Source organism: Arthrobacter sp. KKT183 (assembly GCF_055657625.1).
Genome location: NZ_CM145770.1, coordinates 3,067,835 through 3,086,250, shown reverse-complemented (window position 1 = coordinate 3,086,250; position 18,416 = coordinate 3,067,835). Strand labels below are relative to the sequence as shown.

10 protein-coding genes are annotated in these 18,416 nt (G+C 59.3%); 6 read left to right on the top strand and 4 right to left on the bottom strand.

Annotated features, from left to right (window positions below):
• Window positions 1-7: 7 nt before the first annotated feature.
• From ACZ2GY_RS14570 to ACZ2GY_RS14560, 3 genes are all read right to left on the bottom strand, one after another.
• Window positions 8-343, bottom strand: a complete 336-nt coding sequence (locus ACZ2GY_RS14570) for a hypothetical protein (RefSeq protein ID WP_471672242.1) — start codon at window positions 341-343, stop codon at window positions 8-10.
• 79 nt (window positions 344-422) lie between these two features.
• Entirely contained in the window at window positions 423-2,024 is a 1,602-nt protein-coding gene (locus tag ACZ2GY_RS14565) for an alpha-amylase family glycosyl hydrolase (RefSeq protein WP_471672241.1), read from the bottom strand.
• Between the two features lie 130 nt (window positions 2,025-2,154).
• Window positions 2,155-6,117, bottom strand: a complete 3,963-nt coding sequence (locus ACZ2GY_RS14560; RefSeq protein ID WP_471672240.1) for a DEAD/DEAH box helicase — start codon at window positions 6,115-6,117, stop codon at window positions 2,155-2,157.
• Window positions 6,118-6,208: 91 nt separating this feature from the next.
• On the opposite strand from ACZ2GY_RS14560, the gene ACZ2GY_RS14555 reads away from it, so the two are divergent.
• The 3 genes from ACZ2GY_RS14555 (at window position 6,209) to ACZ2GY_RS14545 (ending at window position 13,109) form a co-directional block, all read left to right on the top strand.
• Entirely contained in the window at window positions 6,209-9,643 is a 3,435-nt protein-coding gene (locus ACZ2GY_RS14555; RefSeq protein ID WP_471672239.1) for a helicase-related protein, read from the top strand.
• Between the two features lie 104 nt (window positions 9,644-9,747).
• Complete coding sequence (locus ACZ2GY_RS14550) at window positions 9,748-11,946, top strand: AAA family ATPase (protein ID WP_471672238.1); 2,199 nt, start codon at window positions 9,748-9,750, stop codon at window positions 11,944-11,946.
• Window positions 11,946-13,109 (top strand): McrC family protein, encoded by a 1,164-nt coding sequence (locus tag ACZ2GY_RS14545; RefSeq protein ID WP_471672237.1) that lies wholly within the window; start codon window positions 11,946-11,948, stop codon window positions 13,107-13,109. Before ACZ2GY_RS14550 ends, ACZ2GY_RS14545 begins: the two co-directional genes overlap by 1 nt.
• A gap of 35 nt (window positions 13,110-13,144) precedes the next feature.
• On the opposite strand, the gene ACZ2GY_RS14540 is transcribed toward ACZ2GY_RS14545, so the two are convergent.
• Window positions 13,145-14,161 (bottom strand): restriction endonuclease, encoded by a 1,017-nt coding sequence (locus ACZ2GY_RS14540; RefSeq protein ID WP_471672236.1) that lies wholly within the window; start codon window positions 14,159-14,161, stop codon window positions 13,145-13,147.
• Between the two features lie 162 nt (window positions 14,162-14,323).
• On the opposite strand from ACZ2GY_RS14540, the gene ACZ2GY_RS14535 reads away from it, so the two are divergent.
• From ACZ2GY_RS14535 to ACZ2GY_RS14525, 3 genes are all read left to right on the top strand, one after another.
• Window positions 14,324-15,019, top strand: coding sequence for a hypothetical protein (locus ACZ2GY_RS14535; RefSeq protein WP_471672235.1), 696 nt, complete (start codon window positions 14,324-14,326; stop codon window positions 15,017-15,019).
• Between the two features lie 94 nt (window positions 15,020-15,113).
• The gene (locus ACZ2GY_RS14530; protein WP_471672234.1) at window positions 15,114-17,078 is read left to right on the top strand and encodes a type I restriction-modification system subunit M; all 1,965 of its coding nucleotides are present in this window, start codon (window positions 15,114-15,116) and stop codon (window positions 17,076-17,078) included.
• Window positions 17,075-18,415 carry a restriction endonuclease subunit S gene (locus tag ACZ2GY_RS14525; RefSeq protein WP_471672233.1) on the top strand — a complete coding sequence of 447 codons (1,341 nt, stop codon included), beginning with the start codon at window positions 17,075-17,077 and terminating at the stop codon, window positions 18,413-18,415. The genes ACZ2GY_RS14530 and ACZ2GY_RS14525 overlap by 4 nt, the downstream gene beginning before the upstream one ends.
• Window position 18,416: the final 1 nt, after the last annotated feature.

The window sequence follows — 18,416 nt, the reverse complement described above, 5'->3', positions numbered from 1 at the left end:
GACCCAATCAGATTGACCTGCTGCCGTGGTGCTCGGCGCGGTCCCAGTCGCCGTCGGTTGCCACTCGCAGGTCGGTGGCGATGACCACGAACTTGTCGCGGGTGTGGTCGCGGAAGATGAACGGGTCGCGGGCTCCGCGCTCGCCGACGTCGCTGGTCAGGACAGGGGCGCCGTCGTTCAGGGCAGTCCATCTCCTGGCATCTGATCCGGCGTTCACCGCGAAGCGGACCTGCTCGCCGTCATCCTCGGTCTCGGGAGTGAAGTAGGCGAAGAGCCAGCGCTGGGAGGCAGCGCCGTCGTCGTAGTCGGCTGGATCGGCGGAAGCGGGGCTAGGGGAAGTCACGCGGAACAGTCTTTCAGACGCTGATCAGTATGCCGTGGGAACTGCTCCTCGGGTGGGCAGCGATCCTGGATGTGAGGTACTAGTTTCTGAGGAGCCAGGCCGCGGCGTCGGGTGGGAGGAGCCCCTCGGGGGTGAGCGGTGACGAGGCCAGCACCACGTTCCCGTTCGGAAGGCGACACGCCTCTTCCCCCATCGCGACGGCAAGCAGGAACTGTTCTCCGCGCTCGCAAATTAGTAACAGGCCGTCCTCGACGCGCCAAGTGCCGCCGTCGTCGGCCGAGAGGATTTCTTCCTCGCGGAGCTGCTTCCGCAATTCGAGGGCAGTAGTGACGAGGTGCAGGGTGGATCCGCTGTCGTTCAAGTGCGCCTCCACGGACCGCGAGCCCCACCCTTCCGGCGTCGGCAGCCAGGGGGCCGACGCCCCGGCGGAGGAGAAGCCGAAGGTGCCGCCCGAATCGACCGTCCAGGGCATCGGGACGCGGGCGCCGTCGCGGGACACTCCGCCGCGGGCCCACATCGGGTCCACCCGGGAATCGAGGGGTACGTCGACCTCGGGCAGGTTGAGTTCCTGGCCCTGGTAGATGAACGCGCCGCCGGGGAGGCCGAGGATGGCCAGCAGGCCGGCTCGTGCGCGGAGGAAGCCGCGGTCGCCGCCGCCGAAGCGTGTGGCGGAGCGGACGATGTCGTGGTTTTCGAGTGCCCAGGTCGGTGGCGCTCCGTGTTCTCTGCGGGCGGCTTCCAGTTCGGTGCCGACCGCTGCCCATGCTTCGGCGTCCCAGCCGAGCTTCACGAAGGCGAAGGCGAACGCCTGGTGCATCTCGTCGTGCCGCGTGTACCGGGCGGCGCGGTGGGGTTCGAGGTTCACTTCGCCGACGAGCACCCGTCCGGGGGAGTAGGAGTCCGCGACGCGGCGCCACCGCCGGTAGACGTCGTGTACTTCCTCCTGGTCGGAGACCTGGGGGTTGGAGCGCAGGCCGTCGACCACGGAGTTGGCGTTGGCTGCGTTCGGGAGTCCGTCAGCCTTGAAGAGGGCGTGTGCGACGTCGATGCGGAGCCCGTCCACGCCCTTGTCGAACCAGAACCGGAGTACGCCTTCGAAGTACTCGCCCACCGCCGGGTTGCGCCAGTTCCAGTCCGGTTGCTGTGGGGAGAAGAGGTGCAGGTACCACTCCTGGTCGGTGTCGGAGCCGGGGTTCACGCGGTTCCAGGCGTTGCCGCCGAAGACGCTTTGCCAGTTGTTCGGTGGTGTGTCCATGCCGGGACCGTTTGCGAAGTGGAACATCGCCCGCTCCGGGGAGCCGGGTTCGGCGGCGACGGCGGCCTGGAAGAGGGGATGCTCAGACGAGCAGTGGTTGGGCACCACGTCGAGGAAGATCCGGAGGCCGAGCGCGTGGGCGGCTTCGAGCAGCTGGTCGAACTGTTCCATGGTGCCGAACATCGGGTCGACGCCGCGGTAGTCGCTGACGTCGTACCCCTGGTCCACCTGCGGGGACGGCTGGAACGGTGTCATCCAGATCCCGTCCACGCCGAGCGATGCGATGTACGGCAGGCGGGTCAGTAGGCCCGAGAGGTCACCCACACCGTCGCCGTCGCCGTCCGCGAAGGAGCGCGGGTAGACCTGATAGATGACGGCATCCTGCCACCAGAGGGGGCTCTGCGCGTCCGCTGTCGATGCATTCACTGGGCGGCTCTCGCAGCATGATGCGCCGGGAAGCCCCGTAAATCCTTGGTTGTGCGCATCTTTGCCCTTCTGCAGATGGGCGCCGAATGGGATTGAGTTCGGATTCGCGCCACGCGTACCCTGCTATCTACTAGCGCGATGCCATCGCAAGTCGTTCCCGCTCGGCAGCAACGACCATCCGCGCAATTTCGACTTCCGACACGTCGACAGCGTCAGGAGCTTGTTTTGCGATGACACTGTCGCGGGCGAACTCATCGAAGAGTTGCATTTTGACCTCAAGAATATCGCGGATGCGCTGATCAACACTGTCTTCAGTAAGTAGCCGGTGTACCTGCACGGTGTTGGTTTGACCCATGCGGTGAGCCCTTGCGATTGCTTGCGATTCCATTGTGGGCTTGATCTGCGGTTCGCAGATCACCACGACGGACGCCGACTGGATATTGAGACCGACGCCGCCTGCAGTGATTTGTGCAACGAGAACCGCGCCATGCCCAGCTTGGGAGAAGCGATCGACAAGTTCCTGCCGATCCGCCGCCGGGACAGAGCCGGTAAGCGGGCCGAATACCTGCCCGGGTAGGAGCCGGGCAACTTCGCTTAACACCTCGCGAAAATATGAAAAAACAATCACGCGCCGTCCATTGGCTTCAGCCTCCTCGACGATCTGTAGGAGCCGGTCGATCTTCATTGATTGTTCCGACAACATAGCAGCGCGTCGCATCAGCATGAATTGGCCCTCCGCTACGGCCTGGCGGTAAACCTGTTCGTCAGCTGCCGACATTCCCATCCACTCATCAACCTCAACTATCTCGGGAAGCTCGGTGAGCACATCCTCCTGGTTGCGGCGGAGGTAAGCAGGTGCCACGTGCTTTCGAAAAGCTGTCGCAAAGTATTCTGGTGCATCTTCCGAGAGGTCGGGACGGATGTAACCGATCAGATTGCGGAACTCGGAGACGCTATTTTCCAAAGGCGTGCCAGTCATCAAGATCGCGTAATCGATCGAATCGATGATCTCTGCCGCGGCAAGCGAACGTTTTGCCCTGGGATTCTTGATGTAGTGGGCCTCGTCGAATATGGCGCACCCCAGATCCACCTCGCTGAGGTGCGCCTTTGCCCAGGGCAAAAGATCGTATGTGGTGATGGCGACACCTCCATTTCTAATCCAAGTCTTCGCCGCATAGGTTCGCTCCCACAGCGACCCGTGCAGGCGCGAAGTTTTCAACTTTGTATGCTTGGCCGTCTCGCGAATCCAGTTGCTGACGACTGCCGCAGGGCATACGACGAGGAAATGAGACTGACCGCGTGCACGAAGGTGGGCGAGTACAGCGAGTGCTTCTACAGTTTTGCCCAATCCCATTTCGTCACCGATGACCACTTTCTCTTGCACGAGAGCGAACCGGGCACCAAAGCTTTGATAGGTACGGAGAGAAGCGGTCAGATAGTCCCGCTTCAGTTCCTTGGCGCGAACGGCTTCCACGATCTCTTCTGGGAGGTCGCCGTGCATACTTTTTTCGTCCTCGGTCATGAACCCGAGTTCGGTTAGCATGCCGAAGTAGTCAGCCGGTCGTGACAGGAAATCGGTCCAAATATCGTCGGTGCTCGGAGGAGGGGCGGTACGTTCCAACGCGTCCGTGAGGACCTCCGAGACAGAGGGTCGCCCTTCGGAATCTTCGCCTTCAACTACAGCGAGGACACGCCCGGCCACAAGACTGAATTTCTTCTTTGTAAGTTTTGAAAGACCGGCTGCCACCGCGACTTCGTCTTCGGTTGGACTGAATTTCCGTGCATTGCTCCAGCCACGGAGCGACTCCAACAACGCCGCGGTCGCCTCGCTCTTTCGTTTTACATCGATGCGGACGGGGGTCTCTTCTCGCACAGCATCAAAGAGACGGAGAGTTGCCTGTGTGATCGCACGTGCCGAGGCCTCACCGAGACCGGGCAAGGAATCCAAGTAGTACGCATCCTGAAATTGCAGGACATCCCAAACATTATGCAGGTCATACGCTTGGAGGGATGACGTGCGAATTTTAGCCTGCGGGGCTGCTTTCCGCAGGACATCTAGGTCCATCGCTCGAAGCGCTTCGGCTACATCCACAGCACGAACTTCGTCGGCGGCTGCACGCGCTTTGGCTGCTGCCTCCTTTGCGACGCCCTCTGCATTGATGATGAGCGGCAGCTTGCTGCGCGCTCGCCTGGTGAGGCTGCCAGGCAGCAATTCGTCGAGTTTGTATGAAGGTGGCAAATAGGTGATCAGGCCGAGGGAGGGGTCGAGTAGCTGATCTAAATCCGTTGACATATCGTCGGTGTCTGCGCTGAGCCGAGTAAGTTGTGATTCGACTGACTCTGCCGCGTCGAAGGCAATCGAAATGACCTCATGACCACTCTTACAATCCGCGTCCCGCCTGCACTCCCAATTCGTATCGAAATCCGACCTGACAGTTGAGATGACCCGTTGGGCCAAGGCTGCAGCATCGCTCAGAAACTCGTTGTCCTTGGACGTAAGCGAGGCATCACGAAGTATGCAGAGGCTGGCGACCAATGCTTCGCTGCTTTTACGCAAAGGAAGCAGCCTCATTGCCGTGCGGTTGATCTTGATGGACGTGGAGTCCTGAGTGAGCCGTTCGACCTCTGCCTTTACGTTGGCTAAGGCGTCTAGTCGCGTGCCGCGGATGCGTGTTATCCGCTTCGGCCATTTCAAGACCTCTTGGTGGAACATCGCTAACTCTTCACGCTCAGTGACGAGCTGCCCTTGAAGGCGCGTGCGCGCCGCAACGACTGTTTGCCCAGCTTCCGACTCGAGGAGCCTTAGATACGCCTCATGCAGCGAAGATGCTGCTTCATGAGCGTCACCGCAGCGGTCTGACTGGCACCGGATCGGATGGAGCAGCTCTGTTGCATGAGCACTGTACTCATCGAAGATTTGTCGAATGGTCGTTGCAGCATTTTTTTCGGCGTCGGAAACGGCTCCTGTTCTGGTGAGGGGCAAGTGCTCCGCATCTTCTAGTACCCGGGTTGCTGCTTCCTGCCAGTGACCTACATTCTCTATAGCGACTCGAAGTTGTTGGCGCTCGCTCACCCGCATAGATGAGAGCCTTTCGGCAGCGGCGAGTAATAGCTGGCCGCCTTCGCGCTCGTCGAGCCGCGAGTGGACAGCCGCCAATCGCGCGGTCGATTCGTGAAACGAAATACACTGTCCGGCCTCACACAACAGCGTTGTATCGGAGACCCGGGCGTACTCGAGATCCGCGGAGGAAACCTGCTTGAGAGAGTGGAGTGCAGCCGCCTCGGAATCGGATAGGACGTCCGCGCGGGTAAGCGGCAAATGCTCAGTATCGAACTCGGTTTGCGTCGCCGCCGCGTACCAAACTGTTAGGTCATCCAAAATCTTGGTCATTCGGAAGCGTTCCCAGGACAGCTGGGCTGTCACGCGGTTGGCCGCAATAGTCAGGCGTTCAAACATTCCAACCTGCTGCCCTCGGGCGTGCGCCTGGGCAAGCACATTCGCGGCGGCGTGTGCTTTGGAACAAGGGGTCTCGGTGCACGTTGACCTGTCGAGAAGCTTCATCGCTTCATCATGCTGCTCGTCAAGGAGCTGGAGAAGAGCTTCTCCATCAGCGCGTTCGGCGTCTCCTAACGCGCCTTCTCGCGTGATCGGCAGATGGGAGGCGGCACGAAGCATCTTTGATGCACTACGTCCTGCGGCGTGCATTGCGCTGGTGACGTTGTACAGTTCGTCCCGCTCGGTGACCATCCGAGTTGCGACTTCTTGATGGAGCGATTCAAGACGTTGGGGGCCTCCGATTGAGTGGTACCAATCGCGGAATAGGCCGAGTCGCGCAGCGGCCTCATATGCTGGCTGGAGTTTCTTTCTTCCCTCGAACCAAGTTGGTTGTGTCAATCGCACGGCTTCGTCGAGGTCACCCGATGCCGCCGCTTGGTCCACTTTGACCAGGAGATCGTGATCGCCCGAGGCGAAGCCAACGGACGCCGACAGTGGGAGATGACCAGCAAGCCATCGGATTTCCTGGCCCGTATGGACCCAGGCACTCACTTCTTCAATGATTGCGCCCAGGTGTTGGCGCTCGGCGCGCTTCATTGAGCCCCCTTGGCAGTACTCTCAAGTTATTCGAGGTCCGACACGCAGTCGACAGTTTGGATAGAATCGTACGCGAAAGTGGGGGGACCAAATGAAGCTAGAGGAGCTCGTTTCGGGCCTGCAACTTACCGGCGTCGTACCGCACGAAGTTGTGCAGGTCATTTTCGGACAGCCCCACGGTCCGGACGCGGTTGAGTTGACGTACAAGACGTCCTCCGGCGAGCTCGGGCAACGGGTCGTTTTTCGTCGCGACGAGGACTCGCTTGCCATATCGACGTCGGGGAGTCGCCCTTTTGACGCCTCTTCGATTGACTTCAAAACGGTGGCCGAAGCTCAGAGAATCAAGCTTGCTGGTTTGTATGACCCGATGCTCGCGGTTGCAACGAGTAATGTTCAGCCTCTCCCGCACCAGATCCGCGCTGTATATGGCGAGTTGTTGCCGAGAACTCCGCTGCGCTTTTTGCTTGCGGATGATCCTGGGGCGGGTAAGACGATCATGGCCGGCTTGTTCATCAAGGAACTAATCCTTCGTGAGGACGTTCAACGCTGCCTTGTCGTGGCGCCTGGTGGTCTGGTCGAGCAATGGCAAGACGAGCTGTTCTTCAAGTTCGGTCTTTCGTTCGAAATTTTGACCACGCAGATGATCGATACGACGCTCAACCACAACATTTTTGAAAACCATCAGCTGCTCATCGCCCGCATGGATCAGCTCGCCCGAAATGAGGACCTCCAGCAACAGTTGCGGGACAGTCACTGGGATTTGGCGATTGTTGACGAAGCACATCGTATGGGAGCCCACTATTTTGGCAACAAACTCGAGAAGACGAAGCGTTTTCAACTCGGCGAGATGATTGGGGATATTGCCCGTCATTTCCTCCTGATGACGGCTACACCGCATTCCGGCAAGGAGGAGGATTTCCAGCTCTTCTTGAGCCTGCTCGATAGGGACCGATTCGCGGGGAAAAGCTTCTCCTCGGTCGACACCAGTGACGTGATGCGTCGGATGGTTAAGGAAGACCTCCTTACCTTTGAAGGTCGTAAGCTTTTTCCGGAACGCATCGCGGAGTCAATTCCATATGAGCTGACCGAGCTGGAAAACGAGCTTTACCAGCAGGTAACCGACTATGTCCGCAACGGCATGAATCGTGCAGCGCAGCTCGATGGAAAGCGGCGCAATACGGTCGGGTTTGCGTTGACGGTCCTGCAGCGGCGGCTCGCGTCCAGTCCGGAGGCCATTCATCGCAGCCTTGTTCGCCGGGCAGAACGCTTAGCACTGACCAAACGGGGCATCGAAAATGCGACTTATCGGGACGATCGCGACGTCCTGCGCCCGGATCCCTACAAGTACATGCCTTCCGAAATCGACGACGACGAGATTTCCGCTGAGGATCTTGAGGAACTTGAGGAAAATGTGGTCGACGCTGCTACGGCCGCAGAAACGATCGCCGAGCTCGAGACGGAGATCGTCGAACTCAACGCGCTAGCGGAGGTCGCGCGGAGAGTACGCGACCGAGGTGGCGATAAGAAGTGGGCAGAACTAAGCCTGATACTTCAGGACAACGTCATTCCGCTCGATTCCAATGGCAAGCCGCGCAAGCTCATTATTTTCACCGAGCACCGCGACACGTTGAACTATCTCATGGGGCGCATCAGCCAGCTCGTTGGACGAGCTGGTGCTGTCGTCGCAATTCATGGTGGCGTGCGTAGGAATGAACGGCGCGCCGTAACCGAGGAGTTCACCAAGAACCCCGATTGCCAAATCATGTTGGCGACGGATGCTGCGGGTGAGGGTTTGAATCTCCAGGCCGCCCATCTGATGGTCAACTACGACCTGCCATGGAATCCCAACCGCATTGAGCAGCGATTCGGCCGTATTCACCGTATCGGGCAGACAGAGGTGTGCCGCTTGTGGAACCTCGTAGCCGCAAATACCCGCGAGGGCGAAGTCTTCACCGCGTTGCTCAATAAGATCGAGGAGCAGCGCAAAGCATACGGTGGCAACGTGTTCGACGTCCTGGGTTCGGCGTTTTCCGACACGCCATTGCGCGAGTTGCTGATCGAGGCGATTCGCTACGGCGAATTGCCTGAGACTAAGGCGCGTATGCATCGAGTGATTGACCAGAGCGTTTCCGAGGGGTTGGACGAGCTCCTCGCTGAACGTGCTTTAGCCACGGAGCACTTATCCGACGCGGATCTCGCGAAGCTCCGAGCAGCAATGGATGAAGCTCGCGCCAGACGTCTCCAACCGCACTATATCGAGTTGGCGTTCAAGGAGGCGTTCACACGATTCGGGGGGAAGATCGTAAGGCGTGAAAAGGGGAGGTATGAGATTAGCTACGTTCCGCCCGTGCTGCGTAACGGCAAATATGGCCCCACGGCCAGCCGATATGAGCGCGTCACTTTCGATCTTGATCGAGTACATGCTGACGAGAGAGCAAACGCCGATTTACTTGCGCCGGGGCACCCTCTCCATGATTCAGTGATGGAACATACTGTCACGACCCTGGCGGGCATTCTCAACCGTGGCACCGTACTCGTTTCAGGAACCATCGAAGATCCCCGCCTGCTGGTGGGCGTCATCGAAGAGGTCGTGGATTCGTTAGGTGCTTCGGTCGCGCGAAGATTCGGGTATGCCTATGTTGGTGAGGACGGCTCCGTTGTCGACGCCGGTCCAGCGCCTTACCTCGACTGCACCGCTGCTCCGGAATCCGCCGCTGTCCAGCAGGCGAAGTCTCTTCCCTGGTTGCATAACGCGGAATCCCGAGCTGTCAGCTGGATTATTGAGAACGAACTACCGGATTACCTCGCGGAAGTGCAGCCTCGTCGGAGGAACGAGCTTGAGAAGCAGCGAGCCCTGGTCGAATCGCGCCTCAAGCACGAGATTGAACGCATCCTCTCAGACGCGGTGGCAGCTTCCGAAAGGGAAAACCTGGGTGAGAAGCCGAAGGAGTCATCTGAGAGTTTGACCCGCAAAGCCAACGACCTTCATGCGCGCCTCGACCGCCGGCTCGAACTCATCGACCAGCAGGCAAAGATGTCCACCAAGCCGCCGCTCATCGTCGCGGCTGCGCTGGTACTGCCTGCTGCGATGCTCGACTCCGAGTTGCCAGACGGTACGCCAGCGCGAGGCGTGGAATCTTCCTCCATTCAGCGTCGCAGCATCGAACTTGTGCTCTCTCGTGAGCGCGCCATTGGGCGGCTCCCCGAGGTGCAGGCGTCCGCCACGCCCGGTTACGACATTCTGTCGATCGACTCAGCTACAGGGGAGACGTACCGCATCAAGGTCGCCGCGCGCCTTACCGGAGCGACTGACTTCTGGGTCACCCATAACGAGGTCATTACCGGGAAAAATGCTAGACCGCGGTATCGTCTCGCGCTTGTCCAGGTAGATCCCGATGCGACGGCTGCGGACGAAGTTCGCTATCTCGAAGACCCATTCGGAACCGTGGACATGGATGACTTCCAAGCCACGGGGCATAAGGGAGACTGGAAACGCTTTTGGGCGCGCGGCAGGGCGCCCTTCTGAGTTATACCGCCGACGCGTGGAATCCGTTCGGAGAGAACCGCCGCGGGTAACAGCATTTACAGTCCCTGCCCAGCGGTGGGATCCGTTCTAACTAAGGGGAAGAATTGTCTGATTCAGATACGCCGAAGAACAATACTTGGGCTCGCATTTACGCAGCGCTGAAGCTTCTGGAACAGAATCGCGCCGGTATCCCAAACGTCAACAGCGAGGATGGGATCTTCCCACGCGTCCGTGAGATCGTACCCCTTAGCGACCACGAAATGGGGCAACTCTCGGGTGGAACACTCCGCGGTGACGCTGCCTTCTCTTTCGAGAGCAGCAGTCTGGTGAGGGCGGGGTGGATCACCAAAAAGGATGGCGTTTGGCGCATTACGGAAGCCGGCATCGCTGCTCTAGACACTTTTCCCGACTCGGCTGAGCTGCGTCGAGAGTTACGCCGCATTCTCACTGCTGAGCGAAAGACGCGTCTCGCGGACCGTGCTGAAGCGCTTCGAACAACGATCGTTTCGCGTAGCCCGGACGAGGACCGCATCCGGGAGGTCGCGCAACTCTTCGTGGAACGTGGCTTGCGCGAGAACGAGTCTGTATTCACTCCGGGGCGTTCGGTGTGGGTGAAGGAGTGCTTCGAGGAACTGAAACGCGCGTTCATTGATACGCCTGATGAGACAGACAAGCTCTTCAAAGAGAAATTGCCGGAACAGATGGAAGCAGTGTCCGACGACGCGCGCCTCCTCATGGCTGAGATCATCACCTGGCAGTTCCTACCATTGGCACGGGCGATCGGCAAGCGGGCTAAAGATGAACGTGTGACGACTGCGCTCAACACTATGCGACACCCTGTGCAGGTTCCGGCCGAGATAGCGTCGGCGTTCAGCGCGGGTGTCGCCAACCCGGGTCGGACCATGGTGAACGATCAGTACTGGACAGTTGTACTGCTCCTGAACCTGCTTGGCAGTTGGCTGGAGAAGGATCCGGAGGAGCAGGATGAATTGCTGATGGACCCTTGGGCATGGAAGCGCTTCGTGCTTTCCATTCCCGGTAAAAATATCCCCACTCAGCGCAGCGCCTTGCTGTACCTCGTTCATCCAGAGTCGTTCATCAATGTCTTCTCTGCGGTAAAGAAACAGCAGATTCGGGATACGTTCATAGGAGAAATTTCAGGAACGAGCGGGGACATAGATCGGGATCTCTTTGCGATCACAATTGCTCTCCAGCAGAAAACTGACGCCCATGTCGACTACTACGACGAGCAATACCGGACAAAGTGGGACCCGACATTCAGCGTATCGGGTAGTGATGAGTCGAACCGAGGTGACAGCGAGGAAGAAGAGGACGAACTTCCGGTGGCTCCGGAACTGAGCCGACGCCCCTTCCCCGCAGCTTCGCAAACACTCGCCGAGAAAGTGCACATCCCGGTCCCATGGCTTCAGAAACAACTGGAGTTACTGGAGCGGCGTCGGCAGGTGATTTACTACGGCCCTCCCGGCACAGGCAAAACGTACCTCGCAATGGCTATCGCCGACTACGTCACGGGAAACGAGAGATACACTCGCCTCGTCCAGTTCCACCCGAGCTACAGCTACGAGGACTTCTTTGAGGGCTATCGCCCTGTCACCGACGAACACGGGCAACTTAGCTACAAGCTCACCCACGGCCCCCTCCGTCGCATGGTCGACGAGGCTCTAGAAAATCCCGAGTACAACTACGTGCTCGTCATCGACGAGATCAACCGCGGAAACCTGGCGAAAATATTCGGCGAACTCTACTTTCTCCTTGAGTACCGTCGTCGACAGATCAACCTCCAGTACAGCTCCGAGCCGTTCGAGCTACCAGAGAACTTGTTCATCATCGGGACAATGAACACGTCCGACCGATCTATCGCGCTCATGGACGCCGCAATGCGCCGAAGGTTCGCTTTCGTCGAGCTCCATCCAGATATCGAGCCTGTCTCCGGTGTACTTCCCCGTTGGCTGGCTGCGAATCAGCAGAATCAAGAAGCTGCCCCGCTGTTGAAGCAACTCAATTTGATGATCGAGGACCCGGATTTCCGTATCGGTCCGTCATACCTGATGCCCAAGGACAAGCGGTTGGATGAGGACACTCTGCGCCAAGTATGGGAACACGAGATTATGCCGCTATTGGAAGAGCATCATTATGGTCAACGGCTGGACCTCAGCAAAAAGTATGGGCTTCCTGCACTACGAGCCGTCCTGAAACAACGGGCGCAGGCGACAGAGGGAGACGCAGGTGTGGTGAACGCACAGGAGCGGGAAACGCTGGAGCCGGATGCGCAGACATTCTAATGGAACGAATTGTCCTTCAAGAGACACAGCAGCCGCAGGTTCTGTGCCTGCCAGCTGATGTCGCCATCACATTGGCCGGTCTCGATGTAGCCACCTTTAAACCGCAGCCCGACGGTTCCTGGCGTGTCGAGCGCGTTCGAAAGGTGGGCATTGTCCAGATCGCTGGCCTGCAAATTGAGATCCGGCCGAAGGTGCCGGTAGGGCGGCTGTTCTTCATGATGGGGTATGCGCTCGATCGGGAGTTCTGGCTGGACCATGCGGTGGCCGTGGATGAAGACAAGTCGCTACTACCGGCACTCGTCCGGGCCTTCCTAATCCACAGCGAATCGGCTATCAGCCGAGGACTAATCAGGGGATACCAGACCCGTGAGGAATCATCGTCGATGGTTCGCGGCCGGCTCGATCTATCGGCACAGATCACCCGGCGTGGAGGGCTCGTCCTGCCGGCCGAAATCATCGTCGATGAATATACGGAAGACATCCCAGAAAACAGGATGCTGCGATCGGCGGCGCGGATACTCCTGTCACTACCTGCGATCGGCATGTCCGAGCGGCGACGGTTGCGGCACCTGCTCAACCGATTCGACGGCGTGAGCAGCCTCGCTGGGGGAAGTGCAGTTCCGAAAGTGCACTTCACTCGGCTGAACAGGCACTATCGAAACGCTCTGGGCCTCGCTTCCCTGATTCTTCGATACGCATCGGTGGAACACCGCGCGGGTGACACAGCAGCAACTGCCTACCTTTTCGACATGTGGCAGATCTTCGAGGACTTCCTTGGAGCGACGCTGAAGGCTTCTTTGGAGGGGCGCGGGGGAGTGGTGGAGCTGCAGCGGACCGGGGAATGTTTGGATGAGGGTAGTCTTCTCGCTCTCCGCCCGGACATTGTCTGGTCCCAGAGCGGCGGAGTGAGAGCCGTACTCGACGCCAAATACAAGGCGGTGCGCTTCGAGCAGTATCCGAACCCTGACGTGTATCAGATGCTTGCCTACTGCGTCCGCTACGGACTGTCGGATGGGCATCTGATCTATGCGAGCGGCGAGGAGAAACCGCGCATTCATCAGATCATGGGGATGGGTACGCGGATTCACTGCCATGCCGTTGATCTTGATCGGAGCCCTGAGGAGATGCTGGCTTCGATCAAATCGTTGGCGCAGTTGATCTAGTCGAGGCAAGTTCCTTCGCTACGGCGTCAAGGGTGTCAGCGTCCTTCTGCAGCTCGATCCACCACGTAAACCTGACGGAGCGGTATGCGGTTCTGCCATTCCGAGCTGAGCCGCTCGTAATGTTCGAGCGTGAGCTTCACGACGTCTGCACCTGTGAGAAGGCGCAGGCTTTGGCGTTCTCGTTCGTACCCCACTGCATCCTTACTGAAACTTCCGAGACACACGAACAATGCAAGTTCACCGTGAGCCAGAGTGCCGCTCAGACGCTGAACATCCGGCCGGGACTGCTGTGCGCTGCTGTGTTTGCACTGAACCTTGATCACGGGAGGTTCCAAGCCGAGCGGGTCGCGATGCGCGATAACGTCGACCCCGCCGTCGGAGGAGTAAGGGGTCACCCGGGCCTGGTAGCCCATCGCGCGTAGAAGGTCAGCCGTGAAGTACTCGAATTCCTCGTGAGAGAGATCCTGCAGAAGTGTTTTCAGTATGAAGTCGTGGGTGAACTGATCCAGGCGAGCAGCGCTGGGTTCGGTCTCAACCCAATCATCGGCTCGCTCGACAGAGGTTTCGTCCGGCTCTTCCACAGCAACGTCTGAGGCACCAGATTCCAGGAAGCCTTGGAATATGGCAGTGTTCTTCTTGACTCGGAATAACGTCATGGCCGAGCCGATTTCGTACAGTGCCTTCTGCGGGAACAGCCCGCGGGATACGCCTGTCTTTATCCAGCGGACAGTTCGGCGATGTGGGTGCACTTGGAGACCGGCGTAATACTCGTAGTCGCCGGTGACGACGCCGAAATTCAGAGTGCTGTCCGCTTTGTGCGGGGCGATGACCATATCGCCTTTCTGCATCTCGAAAGCAAAGCGTCGCAGGATCCCTGCCCATACTGGGATGGCGCCGGCTTTCGCTTCCGGGTACGCACGCTCAAGCGTCAGTTTCAGGAGCTCGCGGTCGTTCCCGATGGAGCGGATATCCGGGATAGCGTCCCATCCGATGCTGACGAATCCTTCTTCTACGAGCTCACTCGACAAAGCGTCGTTATGAATACCCCACATGTTCACCACGTTGCGCCCCCGGGCCTCTGTTCAAGCTGCAAATTGCATTGCTGGCCAGCCTATCGTCCTAGCACGCTTGTCACGCGCCGAACCAAGGTCTGGCTCCCGGCTTATCGACGTGCGGCTCTGCGGCTTTGAACAAACAGAACTAGTCTGCTCACCATGCGGAAGCTCAAGCACGGCGAAATCACGAAGTCGGTCGAAACGTTCCTTAGGCACAGTGAAGGGGTCCCGACTCGAACCTACGGCCGAGAACGTAGCTGGGACTTCTGCTTCAACCATTTTCAAAGCAGTCTGACCCCTTCGAGAAACCTTGAGTTGAGTTGCCTTCAGCTTGGCTACTATCTGGCGAGTTGGGGGATGCTGAGAGGGTCCTCCTACCTGTTTCGGGAGACGAATGCTCGCCACTATGCCGACGCCGTCGACGTCATCGAGCGATATAACGCCGAGATGCGAGCACTCACACCGCAGCACTATCCCGAGCCGGACACGCAAGAACTGATACTTCGGGCGTACTCGGATCTCCGAACTGCACTCCTTCCTGACGGCGGCTCCTCCAGAACGCTGGTCACCAAAGTGATGATGGGCACTTGGGGAGTGCTGCCTTCCTTCGATTCGTACTTCGTGAAGGGATTTCGTTCGCTGGCCGATACGAAGTCAGACAAGGCCGCATTCCGCGCCGTCGGGACACGGTCTTTGACTCAGCTCGGTGAGTTCTACGCGGAACACCAGGGCGAGATCGACACGCTGTCCGAGCGGTTCACCACTCTTGACTTCCAGGGGGAGCTCACCGACCGTTGCTTACCTAAAGCGAAGGTCATCGACATGTTCGGCTTCCAGAGAGGTTTCAGCAGCTAGCACTCAGCGCTTCTGCGACCTTGGCCGTCGATCTGGGGTACCTCGGCGGTACCATGACACCAAGCGCAACACAGAACCACCGGGGGACACAGTCGTGCCATCAGCAGCACCCAACAACTACGCCAACTTCATCTGGAACATCGCGGACCTGCTCCGAGGCTCCTACCGCCCGCACCAGTACGGCTCCATCGTCCTGCCGTTTACGGTGCTGCGCCGCATCGACGCGGTCCTCGCCGAGACCAAGAGCCAAGTTCTCGACGAGTACAACGCCAAGAAGGACGGCGCCATCCCGCTGACCGTCCTCCTGCCGCGCAAGTCCGGCCACGCCTTCTACAACACTTCCCGTTACGACTTCGCCAAGCTCACCGGCGACGCCGACAACATCCGCGGTAACCTCCTGGACTACGTCCGCGGCTTCTCGGACAATGTCCGCGACATCTTCGAGAAGTACAAGCTCGAGGAGCGCATCGAGGAACTCCACGACCACAACCTGCTCTTCCTCATCGTCCAGCAGTTCGCCGGCGTGGATCTCCATCCCAATAACGTCTCCAATGCCGAGATGGGCCTGATCTTCGAGGAACTCATCCGCAAGTTCGCGGAAACCTCCAACGAGACCGCCGGTGAGCACTTCACCCCGCGCGAGGTCATCCACCTCATGGTGGACCTGCTCTTCGCGCCCGACGACGAGGACCTCCACCAGCCCAATATCGTCCGCTCCGTCTACGACCCCACAGCCGGCACGGGAGGCATGCTCTCCGTCTCCGAGGAAAGAATCCGCGACGGCAACCCGGACGCCACCCTCATGCTCGCCGGCCAGGAGATCAACCCCGAGTCCTACGCCATCTGCAAGGCCGACATGGTCATCAAGGGCCAGGACGTGGACGCCATCGTCCTCGGGGACACCCTCATCGAGGACGGCCACCTCGGCAAGACCTTCAACTACTGCCTCTCCAACCCGCCCTTCGGCGTCGACTGGAAGAAAGCCCAGCCCATCGTCGAGAAGGAGTACCGCGAACAGGGCTACGACGGTCGCTTCGGCCCCGGCCTGCCCCGCGTCTCGGACGGTTCGCTGCTGTTCCTGCTCCACCTGATCAAGAAGATGCGCCCAGCGCGCGACGGCGGCGGTCGCGCGGCGATCGTCCTCAATGGCTCACCGCTGTTCACCGGCGGCGCCGGCTCCGGCGAGTCCGAGATCCGCCGCTACGTCCTGGAGCACGACCTCCTCGAAGCCATCATCGCCCTACCCACGGACATGTTCTACAACACCGGCATCGCCACCTACGTCTGGGTCCTCACCAACCGCAAGGCCGCCGAACGCAAGGGCACCGTCCAACTCATCGACGGCACCAGCTTCTTCGAGAAGATGCGCAAGAGCCTCGGCTCCAAGCGCAAACAGCTGGGCACGTCGGATATTGACCGGATTGTGAAGCTGTATGGAAACTACGACGACGACGGCGGCTACAGCAAGATCTTCCGGAACCAGGACTTCGGGTACAGGACCATCACAGTCGAGCGGCCCTTGCGCCTGAACTTCGCCGTCACCGAGGAACGGATAGGCGAAGCGCTCGCAGTGAAAGCAGTCGCCAAGCTGGGGGAGCGCCAGGTAGCCGAACTGCGGGAAGGCCTCGGAGCCATGGACCAGGACGAAGTCTGGACCAACCGCGAGGACTTCACGGCTGAGCTACGGAAAGCCGTGCGCGACGCCGGGCTGTCACTCACCTCCGCACAGTACAAAGCACTGGCAACCGGCTTGGCGGCACGCGACGACGACGCTGATGTCTGCACCGACGCCAAGGGCCGCGCGGAAGCCGACCCCGACCTGCGCGACACCGAAAACGTCCCCCTCAACGAGGACATCCACGAGTATTTCGACCGCGAGGTGAAGCCGTTCGCCCCCGACGCCTGGATCGACGAAACGAAGACCAAGGTTGGCTACGAGATCCCGTTTACCAGGCATTTCTACAAGTACCAGGAGCCGCGGTCTCTGGAGGAGATCGACGCCGACCTCGACGCCGTCCTCGGCCGCATCCGCGCGCGCCTCGAAAAGGTCCATGTATGACCGAGTTGAGGGCATACCCGCAGTACAAAGACAGCGGCGTGGATTGGCTGGGGCAGATACCGGAGCGGTGGGACGCCAAGCCGATAAAGTACCTTGCGACCTATAACGACGAAGTTCTCGCCGATTCCGTGCCGCCCGATACTGAGATCACGTACATCGAGATTTCTGACGTGGACCAGTTTTCCGGGGTGAAGCTGCACGAACCCATCCACTTCGGTGCTGCGCCTTCTCGCGCCCGGCGGATCGTGAGGAACGGTGATGTACTTGTGTCGACGGTGCGGACCTACTTGAAGGCCATTGCTTCAGTTGATGAACCACTGCCAAATTTGATCGCGTCAACCGGCTTCGCGGTACTTCGCGCATCGTCAGTCCACCAAGGGTTTCTGCGCTATGCGGTGTTGACTGGATCCGTAATAGATCAGATTATCGGACGCTCCGTAGGCGTTAGCTATCCAGCAATTAATGCTTCAGACCTTGTACGTATCCAACTACCCACGCCCAGTTTCGACGAGCAGCTGGCGATTGCTGCCTTCCTCGGCCACGAGACGGCCGAGATCGATGCGTTCATCGCGGATCAGCAGGAGCTCATCGGGCTGCTGAACGAGCGGCGCGCCGCCACCATCACCCAAGCCGTCACCAAGGGCCTCGACCCCAACGTCCCCATGAAAGACAGCGGCGTCGAATGGCTCGGGGAGGTGCCGACACATTGGTCGGTAACGCTGCTCAAGCATTTCATGAAGAAAGTAACTGACGGCGCGCACATTTCACCTGAAACAGAAGGGGGCGTCTACGACTTCGTCTCGACGAGAGATGTTTCGCCTGAAGGGATCGATTTCGAGGGCGCTCTGAAGACTTCCCCAGCGACATACGAGTATATGGTCCGGACAGGATGTCAGCCGGTGTGTGGTGACGTCTTGTTCAGCAAAGATGGGACAGTCGGCCGGACTGTTGTGGTGGAAGAGAACCGACCGTTTGTAGTGGCGTCGTCCTTGATAATCATTAGCCCGCACGCTGCCAAGCTGAGTTCGCGTTTCCTGGACTACCTGTGCGGTTCAAATCCGGTGCGAGAGCAGGTTCTCTCTTATGTACGAGGTGCGGGATTACCGAGGCTCTCAATCACCAACTTGCTGAAGATCGTAGGCGCCTTTCCGCCTCTCTCCGAGCAGCAGCAGATCACCAATTACCTCGCCCGCGAGACTGCCGAGATCGACGCCGCCATTACCGACGCCAAGGAAGCTATCGAGCTGTCGAAGGAGCGCCGGGCCGCACTGATCTCGGCCGCGGTGACGGGGAAGATTGACGTCCGGGATCACCCGGCTGCGAAGGGGGCTGCATAGC